The organism is Streptomyces sp. 147326 (assembly GCF_045000215.1).
Classification (GTDB): domain Bacteria; phylum Actinomycetota; class Actinomycetes; order Streptomycetales; family Streptomycetaceae; genus Streptomyces.
On record NZ_CP134201.1, the window covers coordinates 3,347,709 to 3,363,110 of the forward strand.

At 71.7% G+C, this 15,402-nt stretch carries 12 protein-coding genes and 1 pseudogene; 5 read left to right on the plus strand and 8 right to left on the minus strand.

The window, feature by feature from the left end; all coding sequences use genetic code 11:
- The first annotated feature begins 1 nt into the window (after position 1).
- Both RIU97_RS14630 and RIU97_RS14635 read left to right on the plus strand, forming a co-directional pair.
- Complete coding sequence (locus RIU97_RS14630) at positions 2-1,879, plus strand: alpha/beta hydrolase (RefSeq protein ID WP_404956883.1); 1,878 nt, start codon at positions 2-4, stop codon at positions 1,877-1,879.
- Positions 1,880-1,956: 77 nt separating this feature from the next.
- Positions 1,957-2,421: a hypothetical protein gene (locus tag RIU97_RS14635; protein WP_404956885.1), complete on the plus strand. Its 465-nt coding sequence runs from the start codon at positions 1,957-1,959 to the stop codon at positions 2,419-2,421.
- Positions 2,422-2,471: 50 nt separating this feature from the next.
- Here the strand turns inward: RIU97_RS14635 and RIU97_RS14640 are convergent, their stop codons facing one another.
- The 8 genes and pseudogenes from RIU97_RS14640 to RIU97_RS14675 form a co-directional block, all read right to left on the minus strand.
- The gene (locus RIU97_RS14640; RefSeq protein WP_404956887.1) at positions 2,472-5,090 is read right to left on the minus strand and encodes a SpoIIE family protein phosphatase; all 2,619 of its coding nucleotides are present in this window, start codon (positions 5,088-5,090) and stop codon (positions 2,472-2,474) included.
- Between the two features lie 199 nt (positions 5,091-5,289).
- The gene (locus tag RIU97_RS14645) at positions 5,290-5,718 is read right to left on the minus strand and encodes an ATP-binding protein (protein ID WP_404956889.1); all 429 of its coding nucleotides are present in this window, start codon (positions 5,716-5,718) and stop codon (positions 5,290-5,292) included.
- A gap of 153 nt (positions 5,719-5,871) precedes the next feature.
- Positions 5,872-6,345: a (deoxy)nucleoside triphosphate pyrophosphohydrolase gene (locus tag RIU97_RS14650; protein ID WP_404956891.1), complete on the minus strand. Its 474-nt coding sequence runs from the start codon at positions 6,343-6,345 to the stop codon at positions 5,872-5,874.
- Positions 6,346-6,373: 28 nt separating this feature from the next.
- Positions 6,374-6,559 carry an SPOR domain-containing protein gene (locus RIU97_RS14655; RefSeq protein WP_030029543.1) on the minus strand — a complete coding sequence of 62 codons (186 nt, stop codon included), beginning with the start codon at positions 6,557-6,559 and terminating at the stop codon, positions 6,374-6,376.
- A gap of 160 nt (positions 6,560-6,719) precedes the next feature.
- Positions 6,720-7,895, minus strand: a pseudogene (locus RIU97_RS14660) (purine-cytosine permease family protein); the annotation flags it as partial.
- A 232-nt stretch (positions 7,896-8,127) separates the two neighbouring features.
- On the minus strand, positions 8,128-8,880 hold the full coding sequence (locus RIU97_RS14665) for a GntR family transcriptional regulator (protein ID WP_319723417.1): 753 nt from the start codon (positions 8,878-8,880) through the stop codon (positions 8,128-8,130).
- Positions 8,881-9,017: 137 nt separating this feature from the next.
- On the minus strand, positions 9,018-10,193 hold the full coding sequence (locus RIU97_RS14670) for a DUF4190 domain-containing protein (RefSeq protein ID WP_404956895.1): 1,176 nt from the start codon (positions 10,191-10,193) through the stop codon (positions 9,018-9,020).
- A gap of 194 nt (positions 10,194-10,387) precedes the next feature.
- On the minus strand, positions 10,388-11,959 hold the full coding sequence (locus RIU97_RS14675; RefSeq protein ID WP_404956896.1) for a S8 family peptidase: 1,572 nt from the start codon (positions 11,957-11,959) through the stop codon (positions 10,388-10,390).
- A gap of 198 nt (positions 11,960-12,157) precedes the next feature.
- On the opposite strand from RIU97_RS14675, the gene RIU97_RS14680 reads away from it, so the two are divergent.
- From RIU97_RS14680 to RIU97_RS14690, 3 genes are all read left to right on the plus strand, one after another.
- Positions 12,158-13,270: a threonine synthase gene (locus tag RIU97_RS14680; RefSeq protein WP_404956898.1), complete on the plus strand. Its 1,113-nt coding sequence runs from the start codon at positions 12,158-12,160 to the stop codon at positions 13,268-13,270.
- Between the two features lie 323 nt (positions 13,271-13,593).
- Positions 13,594-14,415 (plus strand): isocitrate lyase/phosphoenolpyruvate mutase family protein, encoded by an 822-nt coding sequence (locus RIU97_RS14685; protein WP_404956900.1) that lies wholly within the window; start codon positions 13,594-13,596, stop codon positions 14,413-14,415.
- Between the two features lie 44 nt (positions 14,416-14,459).
- A complete protein-coding gene (locus RIU97_RS14690) occupies positions 14,460-15,395 on the plus strand; it encodes an EamA family transporter (RefSeq protein ID WP_404956902.1) in 936 nt (311 codons plus the stop codon).
- Positions 15,396-15,402 lie beyond the last annotated feature (7 nt).

Sequence of the window (15,402 nt, forward strand, 5' to 3'; positions counted from 1 at the left end):
CATGGACTACGCAACCCTGAAGGCGCTCAAGCCGTCGGAGTTCACGGAGGCCGCCGACGGCTACCAGTCGGTCAGCGCCATGGCCGACCACGCCTACGGCAGCGCCGAAGGCCAGATCACCGCCCGGCTGCGCGCCGGCCTCAGCGGGAAGGCCGTGGACGAGGCCCTGGTGCAGTTGCGGGGCCTCGCGCAGAACTTCCACTACACACAGGTCGAATGCGGACTCGCCGCGACCTCCCTCAACGCGCTCGCCGCCTCCTTCACCGAGGCGAAGCGGAAGCTGGACGCGGCGGTGAGTGACGCCGAGGCCCAGAAGTTCTCGGTCGGCGCCGACGGTTCGGTGAGTTTCCCGCCGGGCGGGACGGAGAAGGACGGCAAGCTGCCCGAGGGCGGCACGGTCAGCGGCAGCGCCAAGGGCAAGCCGTCCGGGAACGTCATCGACCCCACCAAGGACGCCAACGACCTCTCCGCCGCCCTGGAACGCCAGGCGGCGAACATCCACCCCAACCCGAACTTCGGCAAGGCGGTGGAGATAGCCAACCGGATCGCGCAGGCCGTCGCCGAGGCCACCGAGGCCGACACCCAGTGGGCCCCCCGCCTGCGCAAGCTCAAGGCCGATGACGACCTCGTCGTCTCCGACTCGGACTGGGCCGACGCGCAGAGCGACATGGCCGATGTCCAGAGCGGCGCGAAGGACTACCTGGACCACATCAAGCCCCCGCCCCCCAAGAACAGCGACCCCCGGTTGAACGCCGAGTGGTGGAAGGGCCTTTCGGAGGAGGAGAGGGAGGCCTACATCACCCTCCAGCCGGCGGGCATCGGCGCAATGGACGGGCTCCCCGCGGACGTCCGCGACAGCGCCAACCGTACGGTGCTCGCCGAGAAGCACGGCGCCTACCAGGTGGAACTGGACGCGATCCCCAAGGAACCGCAGCCCAAGTACCACTACGTCCAGCGCGGGCGCGCGTGGATGCGCGAAGAGACCGACGCGTGGAGCGCCTGGAACGACAAGCACGGGGACCGGAGGGACCATCTGAAGGACCGCCTGTTCGGCATGGAGACCATCCAGAAGCGCTTCGACGCCACCGGCGAGCGGGGACTGCCCGAGGCGTACCTGCTCGGTTTCGACCCCGAGGCGAACCACGACGGGCGCGTGATCCTGGCCAACGGGAATCCGGACACCGCGGACCACACGGCCATCTTCGTGCCGGGCACGAAGACGACGCTGGGGAGCATCTCGGACGAGGCCGCGAAGAGCGACGCCCTGTGGCGCGAGACCTCGCTGCGGACGCCCGGACAGTCGGTGTCGACCATCACCTGGTTCGACTACGACGCCCCTGACACCATCCCCCAGGCCATCTACGACAAGTACGCGGAGAACGGGTCGCCGACGCTGCGGCGGTTCCTCGACGGCAGCGAGGCGGCCCATCAGTCGGCCAGTGGCGACAGCTCGCACACGACGCTCATCGGCCACAGCTACGGATCCACGCTGATCGGCGACACGGCGAAGTACCGCAGTCCTTACGCCGACACCTGGTGGTCCAATCCCCTGCCGGTCGACGACGTGATCGCGGTCGGCAGCCCCGGAATGCAGGCGGACCATGCGGCGGACCTGGGGTTCAAGCCGAAGCACACGTGGGCCATGGAAGGCGGGGGCGACGACAACGGGGTCACGGAAGGCGGTCGGTTCATTCTCGGTGAGAACGGGATCATTCCCACGGACGAGACCTTCGGCGCCAACAAGATGAGAAGCGATTCCCCGGGCCACGGAAACTTCTGGGACGAGGAGAACGGCGAGCCGTCTCAGAGCCTGCTGAACCAGGCACTCGTCATAGCCGGGCAGTACGACGAAGTCGACCTGGAGAGGAAGGCCCGCTAGTGGACCGAAGGAACAGGCGTAACGTCACGGCACTGGCGCTCGTGGGCGCCCTGACCCTCACAGCAGGATGCTCTTTCATGGACGACGAGACCTCCACCCAGCGCAAGTACGACCCCCAGACCCGCAGTCACCAGGAGGTGGAGGCGGAGGTCGGCGATCTGTCGAGCAGGGCCCTCGACCTGACCCAGGTCAAGGGCAAGGTGACGGACATGGGACCGGTGACCTATCCCTGCGGCACGAGCGAGGAGAAGAAGAAGGGTCTCCGCTACGTGCGGCACGTCTGGTCCGTTTACGGCGTGGACAACGACAGCCTCGACAAGGGCATGAAGAGTCTGGGCGCACAGCTGCCGGAGAACGGCTGGAAGGTCGTGAAGAACGGCCCGAACACCAATACCGAGAGCAAGCGGATCGAGGTCTTCGCCGCACACGAGGCGACGCACACCCAGCTTGAGGCCACGTGGCTCAAAGGCGCCAGTGGAAGCGAGCCGCTGATCTCCTTCGCCGTCTACTCCCGGTGCTTCCGCGACACCGACCCGAAGTGAGCGCGGCCCCCGGACCCGACGGGTCCGGGGGCAGCCGCCCGCGGTCCCGCTCAGCCGTACATGCTCAGCAGCTGCTCCGCCGACAGTTCGGCGACCGCCTCCGCCGCCGCGCCGGGCAGCGGGAGCTCGAACCAGACCGTCTTGCCGCGGTGGGTCCGGCGGGTGCCCCACCCGGCGGACAGCAGGCCCACGAGCTGGAGGCCCCGGCCTCCCTCGTCGGTGTCGCGGGCCCGCCGCCGGCGCGGCTGCACCAGGTTGGCGTCCCACACCTCGCAGACCAGGGTCCGGTCCAGCAGCAGCCGCAGCCGGATCTCGCCCTCCCCGTAGCGCAGCGCGTTGGTGACGAGTTCGCTGACCAGCAGCTCGGTGGTGTCCAGCAGGCCCTCCAGGCCCCACGCCGGGAGCTTGGCCCGGGCCAGCTCCCGCGCCCGCCCCACGGACCGGGCCTCGCGCGGCAGCTGCCAGTCCCCCACCGCGTCCACCGGCAGCCCCTGCACGCGCGCCATCAGCAGGGCGATGTCGTCCTCGCCGTGCCGGGTGTCCAGTGTGTTCAGCACGTGGTCACAGACGTCCTCCAGCGGGCGGACCGGGTCCGCGAGGGCCGCCCGCAGGCCGCGCAGGCCCTCCTCCAGCGGATGGTCGCGGGACTCCACGAGCCCGTCGGTGTAGAGGGCCAGCAGGGCGCCCTCGGGGAGTTCGACCTCGACCTCCTCGAACGGCTCCCCGCCCACGCCCAGCGGCATCCCGGGCGGCACCTCCAGGAGCAGTGCGGGCCTCGGCTTCCCGCGCTCGTCCGGCGGTTCCACCAGCACGGGCGGCATGTGACCCGCGTTGGCGATCGTGCAGCGCCGCGTCACCGGATCGTAGACGGCGTAGACGCAGGTGGCGAGGTAGACCTCGGAGCGGTCGGCGTCCCGCGAGTGCAGGGCGGCCCGCGAGGCCTGCTGGGAGCCGCCGGGCGCGCCGAGGCCCCGGGCGATCTCGTCCAGCGCGGTCAGCACCTCCGCCGGTTCGAGGTCCAGCAGTGCGAGGGTCCGTACGGCGGTGCGCAGTTCGCCCATCGCGACGGCGGCCCGCAGTCCCCGGCCCATGACGTCGCCGACGACCAGTGCCGTGCGGTGCCCGGGCAGCTCGATCACGTCGAACCAGTCGCCGCCGACCTCCGTCGCCGCGTTCCCCGGCAGGTACCGGCAGGCGATGTCCAGGCCCGCGGCCTCCGGGTCGCCGGGGGGCAGCAGGCTGCGCTGCAGTATCAACGCCCTCTCGTGCTCGCGCCGGTAGAGCCGCGCGTTGTCGATGCACACGGCGGCGCGGGCGGCGAGTTCCACGGCCACCGCCCGGTCGCGTTCCCCGAAGGGTTCGCTGCCCTTCGTACGGGAGAACTGCGCGAGCCCGACCACGGTGTCGTGGGCGACCATCGGCACGACCAGCGTGGACTGCACGAGGTCCTCCGGTCCGTCGCCCTCGATCAGCCGCGTCCGCGCCGTGCGCAGGGCGAGCGCGCCCGGCGACGCCGCCGGGTACCGGTGGACGTCGCCTACGGAGACCAGCGCGCCCGGACCGGACAGCGGCGCGTCCGAGACGGCGGAGGCGAAGGCCACCCGGCGCAGCGCGGCGGACGGGGTCCGGGCCGGGCCCTGGCCGGGCAGGCTGGGCACGCCCGGGCCCTGCGGCCGTGCGGGCCGGTCGTCGTCGCCGAGCAGCAGCCCCTGGTAGAGGTCGACGGCGGCCAGGTCGCAGAAGCCCGGGACGGTGACGTCGAGGAGTTCCCGGGCGGTGGTCTCCAGGTCGAGGGAGTTCCCGATGCGGTGCCCGGCCTCGTTGAGCAGGGCGAGATTGCGCCGCACCCCGGCGGCCTCGCGGGCGGCTAGGTGGCGGCGGGTGACGTCGGTGCCGATGCCGGCGACGCCGATGGGCCGGCCGGTGCCGCCGTGCACGCGGTAGAGGTTGATGGACCAGTGGCGATTCTCCCGGCTGCCGGGGGCGGCGCCGGTGATCCGCAGGTCGGTGACCGAGTCCCCGGTGTCCAGCACCCGGCGCAGGGCCTCGGCCATCCGGTCGGCCTCGTGCGCCGGCAAGTAGTCGTGCACGGTGCGCCCGCGGTGCTCCTCGGCGCTGCCTCCGAAGACGGTGGCGAAGCGGCGGTTGGCCCGCTGCACGGTGAGGTCCGTGCCGAAGAGCAGGAAACCGAAAGGAGATTGGCCGAATATGGCCTGTGAGGCCGCCAGGTCGGACTCGATGCGCCGCAGCGCGCGAACGTCGACGACGACGCACAGCGCGGCCCGCTCGGCGGTCTCGGTCTGTGTGGGCATCACATAGATCTCGGCCACTCCGTGCGCGCCGTCCCCGCCCGGGATCCGGAAGGGGATCAGGCCGGTCCACTCCTTGCCGTCGAGGATCTCCGCGACCTTGCGGTGTGCGTCGGGGCGCAGCTCGGGCGGCATGAAGGCGTCGACCGGGTCGCGGCCGACGGCCTGGGCGGCCGTGAGGCCGAACAGTTCCTCGGCGCGCAGACTCCACTGGTCGATGTACCCGTCGGGTCCGATCGAGAATGATGCGACCTTTATGTAGTCATATATCGAGCCAGGCGGACTGCTGTGCCACAGGGCGTCGTGCCATGTCTCCCGAGGCACATTGACCTGATGTGCCTGCGCAGGTATTTCGCTCACGCGACCGTCCCCTCCAGCTCACCGCAACCGGACCGGCCATGACCGCAGTATTCAGCACCACGGCCCCGGACGGCACGGCGTTCACGATCACAGCACGGTCTCGATGATTTCGAGCCATCTCGCGTGATCTCCCCCGGACTCCTCCTCCCCCTGCCACCGGGAGGTTCCGCCGGGGGATCCCCCGCCACCGTTCACCTTGTTACTCACCAGGAAGAGCCAATTCGAACCACACTGTCTTGCCCGACTTCCCGTGGCGGGTCCCCCAGCGCTGCGAGGAGACGGCGACGAGGTGCAGGCCACGGCCCCCTTCGTCGTCCGCCTCGGCGACCCGTGCGCGGGGCGGATCCGGAAGCGGATCGGAAACCTCCACGAGCAGCGCGGGACCGCTCGCGGGGCTGTCGGCGGCTGGATTGCGCCGTTCCAGACGGACGCCGATGGGGCCGGAAGCGTACCTCAGGGAGTTGGTGACGAGCTCGCTGACCAGCAGGACGGTCACATCGCCGACGGCCTCCAGGCCCCAGGCGCGCAGGGCGCCGCGCACGGCATGGCGGGCGGTGCGGACGGCACCGGGCTCGGCGGGAAAGGCCCACTCGGCGCATTCACCGTCTGTGTCGATCACGCCGATCACTTCCCGGGCCAGCAGCGACCCCAGTCCGGTTCGTCTGAGACGAAAGAGGGACGAGATAGGGATTAATAGCGACATACCCGATATTCGAGGCGTCGTACCACTCGATCCCCGCCCACCGGCGCACTGTGGCACAGACGGCCTACCGCGCGAGCGTCACGCGCCCCCGCCGCCGTCCGGACCTCCTTCCGGGCGGGCGCCCGGACCGCCGTCCGGGCTACCGTCCGGGACGCCCTCCCCGCGCCGCAGCCGGCGGCCGGCCTCGGCGACCGCGGGCCGGTCCTGGTCGAGCCAGTCCACCGACTCCAGCTCCTCCGGTCCGAGCCAGCGCAGCTCGTCGTGGTCCTCCAGCGGCGCGGGCACTCCCGACAGCAGCCGCGCGGTCCACACGTGCAGGACGAGACCGGGCTTCAGCGGCCACTCCCCCGGGATCCGCTCCAGCGGCTCGGTCTCCACGCCGAGCTCCTCGCGCAGTTCGCGCACCAGCGCCTCGGGGACGGACTCACCCGGTTCGGCCTTCCCGCCCGGCAGCTCCCAGCGTCCGGCGAGCTCCGGCGGTGCGCTGCGGCGCGCGGCCAGCAGACGCCCCTCATGACAAAGGGCTCCGCCCACGACCACTCGTACAGTCATGGGCGGAGCCTATGTCAACACTGGATGCTCAGTTCATCGTGGCGGTCTGACCGATCCGCTCGACCCAGTAGAGCTGCTTGTGTCCTCGGTCGTCGAGGCTGTCGACGACCTTCTGGGCCTCGGCCCGGGTGGCGTACCGGCCCACCCGGTAGCGGTTGCCGTTGTCGTCCTGACGTATGACCAGCCACGGGAGCAGGGCACCGCTGTCGTTCATCGCGTTTCACCCTCCGCCGACGTACCTGCCCGGGAAACCGCATTGCGCATATGCCCGAGCTTACGCCCGACCTTTACGCAGCGGATACGGGTTTTCACGAAGAGGTACCTCGCAGGCGTACGCATCCGGCCATGCGTACGAGTGGGCCGTGCGCGCCGGTTCAGACGGGGCGCACCGACGGCATCGGCAGGATCACCGCACCGCCCCGTGACTCCTTGCGGCAGACGTCCCCGCAGGTCGCGTCGAGCGAGCAGCACAGGGAACAGATCGGCCCCGATCGGACAGGGCAGTCGGCGATGTTGGGGAGTTCGTACGCGGCCTCGCAGACCGAGCAGACGTGGGTGGCGGTGACGTCCTCGACGGCGACGCCCGGGCCGGTCACCGTGTTGGGCCGGGCCAGGTAGCACTTCCCCCTGGTCATCCAGGCGATCAACGGGCACAGCAGGAGGGCGAGTCCGGCGGCGATGAAGGTGGAGAAGGCCTCCGCGTAGGTGCCGAACAGCCCGAAGAAGGCGAGGATCGAGACGGTCGAGGCGATCACCATCGAGCCGAAACCCGCCGGATTGACGGCGTAGAGGTAGGCGCGCTTGAACTCGATGTAGGGCGGGCTGAGTCCGAGCCGCTTGTTGATCACGAGGTCGGCGGCGACCGCGGCGATCCAGGCGATGCCGACGTTGGAGTAGAAGCCCAGCAGCTTGCCGAGCATCGCGAACATGTTCAGCTCCATCAGCGTCAGCGCGATGCCGAGGTTGAGGAAGATGTACCAGACCCGGCCGGGATGGCGGTGGGTGACGCGGGAGAAGAAGTTCGACCAGGACAGCGATCCGCTGTACGCGTTGGTGACGTTGATCTTGATCTGGGAGGCGATCACGAAGAGCGCGGCGGCGGGCAGCGCGAAGCCGCCGAGCCACGGGCGCAGGGCCTCGACCTGCGGGGCGATCGGCTCCAGGGCGTGCGTCCGGCCCACCGCCTCCAGGGCCACGAAGGCGAGGAAGGCACCGCCGAGCTGCTTGGCCGCGCCGATGACCACCCAGCCGGGGCCGGCGGCGAGCACGGCGAGGTTCCACCTGCGGCTGTTGGCCGGGGTCTTGGCGGGCATGAACCGCAGGTAGTCGGCCTGCTCCCCGATCTGCGCGATCAGCGAGAGCGCGATGCCGGTCCCGAACCCGAAGCCGGTCCACGAAAACCCGGACCCGGCGCCCTCGGTCCCGCCGAAGCCGGCGAAGGCGCCCCACGCGTCGGGGGCGTGGAAGGCGAGCACCACGAAGGGCAGCACCAGCCCGATCAGCCAGACCGGCTGGGTCCAGGCCTGCACCTTGGCGAGGGCGCCCATGCCGTACCGCCGGACCGTATGGCCCGCACGTGACGGCCCGTCACCCTTGCCCATTGCCCGGCGGTTACACCCCCCACCCCCTCGTCACGACGGGTTACACCCCTCGCGTCCCCTGTCCGCTCACCGGTGCGGACCGCTACTGGGGCTCCGCCCCAGACCCCGCTCCTCAAACGCCGGAGAGGCTGAAATTGCGGAGCCCCGGCAGCGGGGGCGCACCTGCACATCCGGCGGGCGGCTACCGCACCGGGAGGTGGTACGACAGGCGGTAGCGGTCGGCCGGGACGACCACGTCGGCCGTTTCCACCGCGCGCCCGGAGGCGAAGTACGTGCGGCCGATGACCAGGACCACGTGCCCCGGCACCCCGCCCAGCTGCACGAGCTCCTCCGCCAGCCCCGGCCGCGCGCCGACCTCCTCCACCACGTTGTCCACGACGACGTCGATCGCGGCCATCCGGTCCACCACCCCGGAGCCGCCCAGCGGCCCCTCCTCCGGCAGCATCACCGGGGTCCGGCCGGTCACGGCGAGCGGCTCCCAGGAGGTCGACAGCATCATCGCCTCCCCCGCGTCGCGGAAGACGTACCGTGTCCGCATCACCCGCTCGCCCGGCTCGATGCCGAGCCGCTTCGCGATCTCGGCGGGCGCGGCCGCCTGTTCGCTGCTGGACTCCCACGTGCCGCGCGCCCCCGCGTCCGCCTGCTCCTGCCGGAACGGCGTCGACGCGCCGCCCGTGCGGTAGCCGGAGCGGGCCACGCGCCGCGGGACCGGCTGCTCCCGTACGTACGTGCCGGACCCGGACCGGCCTTCGACCAGACCCTCCGCCATGAGGACCTTGCGGGCCTCCAGGGCCACGGTGTCGGAGACCCCGTACTCCTCGCGGATGCGGGCCTGGGAGGGGAGCCGGGCGTGCGGGGGCAGAGAACCGTCGACGATCTTCCGTCGCAGATCCCCGGCCACGCGCAGATAGGCCGGCTGCTCACCGAAAGTCACTGGCCACTCCCATCAGGTTGACAGACAGCTACACCCTGGCAACCGACGGTTGTAGACCGCAAGCAAGGGCCAGAGTTTCACCCGAAGTGATGAAGCCAGGTCACTCAAACCCGTTACCGCGCGTTACCCCGTCGACGTCACGCCGCCCCCCTCGAGGGCCCCCGGCCGGGCCCTCCGTCCGCGTCCTCCGGGTCCTCCTCGCCGTCCTCCAGCCACTCCGGGATCGCCATCGAAAGCCCGTACGCACCGCGCAGCGCCTGCTCCGTCTCCATGGACATCGCGGCCACGGCGCGGTCCCACTGCTTGTCGAACTCCCCCGGCGTCTTCGCCTGCGAGGCGCGCAGCCACTCCGCGCGGGCCGCCTCGATCTCCTTGAGCTGTGCCGGCACCTTCTTCTCCAGCCCCGGCCGGCCCGCGTGCCCCTGGAGCACCTTCGCCTCCTCGCCCAGTGCCGCGTGCACCCGGCGCGCCCACATCTGGTGCTTCCCCAGCGTGTCGCCGACCCCCTCCTCGGGCGGCCGGCTCATGACGAACTCGACGGCGTTGGCGGCCCGCAGGAAGGCCACCTGCTCGGGCTTGAGCATTCCGGTGTCCTGGCGCAGGCTGCCCCGCAGCTCCATCGAGTTCGTGCCGATCACACAGAGCAGCAGCCGGTCCCCCTGGCCCCAGGACTGGCGGGAGGGCGCGTAGTAGAACATCTCCGCCTGGTCGGGCAGCGCCCACGTGTCCATCGCGTACTCGTCCTGGGCCTGCCAGCACGCGTCCTCGGACGCACGGCGGGCCGCGTCCGAGCCGGGGGTGTCCACCACCCCGTCGAGCCGCTTCGCCGCGGTGACCTCGCCGTGGTGCTTCTCCCGGCAGTCGATCTTGTACATGAGGGGCCGCTCGTCGAGCAGTTCACCGTCCTCGACGTTGAAGCAGTCGCCCGCACGCAGTTCGTCGACGTCCGTGAGCACGCCCTCGACCTCGGTGTACTCGCTCAGCCCGTCGAAAGGGTCGCCGACCGCCGAGGAGACCCGCTCGGCGGCGAGGAACAGCCCTCCGGTCATCACCACGGACAGCACCAGGCCGGCGATCGCCAGAGCCTTCCCCCGCTCGCGGTTCTTCGAGATCTGCACGAGGGCCGCGATGCCGAAGGCGATGGCGAGCGGCGCGAAGCAGAACAGCCCGGACAGGAACGAGGCGAGCGCGAAACCGTTGAGCGGCGGCGGCTGTTGCTGCCCGTATCCGGGCGGCGGTCCCCAGGCCGGCTGCGGGGACGGCGGGGGCCAGGAGTGGCCCGGTCCGGGAGGAGGACTCGGCGGGGTGCTCACGGGGTCGGACTCCATCGCATCGGGCGTCGCAGGGACATCGCAGGCGCGTCGCGGGGCATCACGGGCGGCACCCGCGGAGGGTGCGAACGCATGCGCGAACGAATGCGCGAAATAGTACGCAGCGGGGGCGACCGACAAGTCGGTCGCCCCCGCTGTTGCTCACGGCCGGGTCACATGCCCGCCGTCCCGGCTGCTCAGAACTGGAGCGCCCAGGAGTCGATCTTCCCGGTGTCGGCGCTCGCGTTGTCGTTCACGCGGAGCTTCCAGACGCCGTTCGCCGTCTCCGCCGAGGCGTTCACGGTGAAGGTCCTGACGATGTTGTCGGCACCGCCGTTGGCGCGGTTGTGCAGGACGTAGACGGTGCCGTCGGGCGCCACCAGGTCCACCTTGAGGTCACCGATGTACGTGTGCTTGATGTCGAGCGGGACCTTCAGCGTCGCGGGGGCGTTGCCGGTGACACCGCTGACGGTGATCGGGGACTCCACGGTCGCGTTGTCGTTGATCGCGTAGTCCGCGGCGTTCTCGAAGCGCTTGCCCGGCGGGACGGGTCCCTGGGCGCCGACGTTGAGCAGGCGGTTCGGGGAACCGGTGCCCGGGCCGGTCACCACGTCCGGGGTGCTCGAGTTGACCAGGGCCGTGGCCACCTGGGCCGGGGTGCTGGCCGGGTTCTGCGAGAGGTAGACGGCGGCCGCGCCCGCGACGTGCGGGGTGGCCATCGAGGTGCCGTTGATCGTGTTGGTGGCGGTGTCGCCCGTACCCCACGCGGAGGTGATGGAGGAGCCCGGCGCGAAGATGTCGAGGACGGTGCCGTAGTTGGAGTAGCTCGCCTTGGCGTCGGAGCTGGTGGTGGCACCGACCGTGATGGCCTCGGTGACGCGCGCCGGGGACTTGGTGGAGGCGTTGCCCGACTCGTTGCCCGCGGCCACGGCGTAGGTGATGCCGGAGGCTATGGAGTTGCGGACGGCCGCGTCGAGCGCGGAGTCCGCGCCGCCGCCGAGCGACATGTTGGCCACGGCCGGCTTGACGGCGTGCTGGGTCACCCAGTCGATGCCCGCGACGACCTGGGCCGTCGTACCGGAACCGCTGTTGTCGAGCACGCGCACGCCGACGATCTTGGCCTTCTTGGCCACGCCGTACGCGCCGCCAGCGACGGTGCCGGCGACGTGGGTGCCGTGGCCGTTGCCGTCCTGGGCGGTGTTGTCGTTGTCGATGGCGTCGTAGCCGTAGGAGGCACGGCCGCCGAAGTCCTGGTGCGTGATGCGGACACCGGTGTCGATGACGTACGCGGTGACGCCCTCGCCCGCCTGGTCCGGGTAGGTGTAGCTCTGGTTGAGCGGGAGCGCGCGCTGGTCGACGCGGTCCAGGCCCCAGGACGGCGGGTTGGGCTGGGTGGCGCTGACGGTGAAGGTACGGTTCTGCACGACCGACTTGACCGCCGGGTCGGCGGCCAGCTTCTTGGCCTGCGCCTCGGAGACCTCGACGGAGTAGCCGTTGAGGGCCGCGCTGTACGTCTTGTCGATCTTCGCGCCGTAGCGCTTGGCGACGGCCTTGCCGCTCGGGGCGGTCGAGCGGGCGGCGGTGTCGTTCAGGGTCACGATGTAGCTGCCGGGGACCGATCCGGGGGCTCCGGCGTTCTGGATCACGCCCCGTACGCCGATGTCGGCCGCCGAGGCGGGCAGCGCGGCGGCCGAGCCGAGCGCGAGGGCCACGACCGCGGTCGCGCTGATGCCGGCGATTTTCCGGCTCGTGTGACGCATCACGGGCATGTGACGGGTCCTCCTCATAGGTGGTGCACTGCGGGGGGTGGAGCGGTGCCGCGCAAGCGTGGCCATGACAATGCAGATGGCCCAACGGGCTGCCGCCTTCGAAAGGTTGGCCCACCCCCGGCGCGACCCACAAGAGGACAACGGACGCGTAACATCCGTGCCATACAGCGGCCATGATCGAGCGAAGGCGATCCGCACATGACGCACGCAACCCCCGGTTACGTCTGCTCCGAGGACGGTACACGCGCGGACGTCCGGACTGCGCCTTGGGGGTGCCCGGTCTGTGGCGGGCCCTGGGACCTCGACTTCACGCCGGATCCGGCCGCGCCGCTGGAGCCCGCCGCCGGGCCGAATTCGCTCTGGCGGTACGGGTCGGCGCTGCCGCTGCCGGGGGCGTTCTCGCTGTCGCTGGCGGAGGGCCACACTCCGCTGGTGCCGCTGGCGGAGCGGGTTCACGCCAAGCTCGACTTCCTGATGCCGACGCTGTCGTTCAAGGACCGGGGCGCGGTGATGCTCGTGGAGCTGGCCCGACGGCTGGCTCCGGAACGGGTCGTGGCGGACAGCAGCGGCAACGCGGGGACGTCGATCGCGGCGTACTGCGCCCGGGCCGGGCTCCATTGTGAAATCTATGTGCCCGAGGGCACATCGGAGAAGAAAACCGAACAGATGCGGGCGCACGGGGCGCTCGTGCGGGTGATCCCGGGCGGACGCGAGGCCGCGGCGCAGGCCGCCCGTACGGAGGCGGACGCGCCCGGGGTCTTCTACGCGAGCCACGTCTTCAACCCGTACTTCCTGCACGGGACCAAGACGTACGTGTACGAGGTGTGGGAGGAACTGGGCGGGCGGCTGCCGGAGGTACTGGTCGTGCCGGTGGGCAACGGGACCCTGCTGCTGGGGGCCGCGCTGGCCGTGGAGGAGCTGGCCCGGCGCGGGGTGCGGCCGCCGGCGCTGATCGCGGTGCAGTCGGAAGCGGTGGCTCCGCTCGCGACGGCCTTCGCGGCCGGCGCCGAGGACGCGGATCCGGTTCCGCAGCTGCCGACCCTGGCCGAGGGGATCGCGATCCCCGCGCCGCCGCGCGCCCGGCAGATCCTGGCTGCGGTCCGCAAGTCCGGCGGCACCTTCCTGACGGTCCCGGACGGCCGGCTGCGCGAGGCCCAGCGGGACCTGGCCCGGCGCGGGCTCTTCGTCGAACCGACGGCGGCGGCCTGCTGGGCGGCGGTGGGGCCGGGCGCCCCCTCCGACCCCTTGCAGGGCCGCACCGCGGTGATCCCCCTCTGCGGCGCGGGCGCCAAAACGGGCCTGGCCCCGTAACCCCAACCCCCGGGCCCCGCCCGAACCCCGCACCGTAGGCTCCCGCGGGCCCACTTCCCGGGCTCCGCCCGAACCCCGCACCGCAAGCCCCCGCGGGCCCACTTCCCGGGCTCCGCCCGAACCCCGCACCGCAAGCCCCCGCGGGCCGCCTTCCCGGGCTCCGCCCAGACCCGTGGCGGAGCCCCGATCTTTCAGCCCCGCCGGCGTTTGAGGCGCGGGCGCGGAGCGCCGTACGGGGGCTGGGGCGGAGGCCCAGTGGTGGGGGCGGCCTTGATGTCGGAAAACCGCGAGCCCGGGTCCGCCCGGTCTGGTGAAGTGGGCCCATGACCACGCATCCTGACCTCGCCGCCAAGGCCACCGCGTTCGCGGACCTGCACACCTCCGCGAACCCCCTCGCCCTCGCGAACGCCTGGGACGTCGCCAGCGCCCGCATCGTCGAGGCCGCCGGCGCCCCCGCCGTCGCCACCACCAGCGCCGGCGTCGCCTGGTCCCTCGGCTCGCCCGACGGCGACGCGCTCGCCCGCGACCGGGCCCTCGACCTCGTCGCCCGCGTGGTGTCCGCCGTCTCCGTCCCCGTCACCGCCGACATCGAGGGCGGCTTCGGCGCCGACCCCGCCGCCGTGGGCGAGACCGTGACCGGGGTGCTCGCCGCCGGCGCGGTCGGCATCAACATCGAGGACGGCGCCCACCGCGCCCCGGCCGAGATGGCCGAGCGCCTGGCCGCCGCCCGGGCCGCGGCCGATGCCGCCGGGGTCCCGCTCTACATCAACGCCCGCATCGACACGTACCTCAGGGGCCTCGGCGACCCGGCCACCCGCCTCGACGAGACCCTGGTCCGTGCCGCCGCCTACCTCCGCGCCGGAGCCACCGGCATCTTCGTGCCCGGCGTGCTCGACCCGGCCACCGTCGCCGAGCTCGCCAAGGGCATCGACGCCCCCCTCAACGTCCTCCTCGGCCCCGACGCCCCGGCCGTCGCCGCCCTCGGCGCCCTCGGCGTGTCCCGCGTCAGCCTCGGCTCCTGGGTCGCCGAGGCCGCGTACGCCGTGGTCCGCCGCGCCGCCGAGGAGCTGCTCTCCGACGGCACGTACGGAGCCCTCGCCCACTCCCTCCCCTACGGCGAGCTGAACACCCTGCTCAAGGGCTGAGACGTCCAGAAGCCTGCATGGGGCAACGACCATAGGATCCCGTCATGCGTACATCAGCTCCGGTGGACAACAAGGCGGCGGCCGCGTCGCACGGCAGGATCACCGGCGCGGTCTGGATCGCCCTCGCCCTGGTCTACGTCGTCTGGGGCTCGACCTACCTCGGCATCCGGATCGTCGTCGAGACCATGCCGCCCTTCCTCTCCGCCGGAGCCCGCTTCATCACCGCCGGCCTCCTGCTGGCCGCGGCCGTCGCCTGGCGGTACGGTCCGGCCGCGCTCAAGGCCACCCGCGCGCAGCTCGGCTCGGCGGTGCTGGTGGGCCTACTGCTGATCCTCGGCGGCAACGGCCTGGTGGTGCTCGCCGAGACCTCCGTTCCGTCCGGCCTGGCCGCGCTGCTGGTCGCGGCGGTGCCGATGTGGCTGGTGGTACTGCGGGCGAGCACCGGTGACCGGCCTCCGCTGCGCACCCTGGGCGGGGTGCTCATCGGCCTGGCCGGCCTCGCGGTGCTGACCAGTCCGGGCCTCAGCGGGACGGTGCGGTTGTCGGGGGTGCTGCTGGTCGTGGTGGCTTCCGTCCTGTGGTCGCTGGGCTCGTTCTCGGCGTCGAAGCTGCCGCTGCCGGGCAATCCGTTCGCGGGCAGCGCGTACCAGATGCTCGTCGGCGGAGTGGGCGGGGTGGTCGTCGGCCTGCTGCGCGGCGAGCACCGAGGTCTGGACCCGGCGGCCTTCTCCACCGCCTCCTGGCTGGCCCTGGGCTACCTGGTGCTCTTCGGCTCGCTCGTCGCTTTCACCGCGTACGTGTGGCTGCTCCAGGCCGCGCCGCTGTCGCTGGTGGCCACGTACGCGTACGTCAATCCGGTCGTGGCCGTCGCGCTCGGCGCGCTGATCCTCGGCGAGGCCCTGACCTGGCCGATCGTGGTCGGCGGTGCGATCGTCGTGGCGGCGGTGGGCGTGATCGTCAGCACGGAGCGCAAGAAGTAGCGAGCCC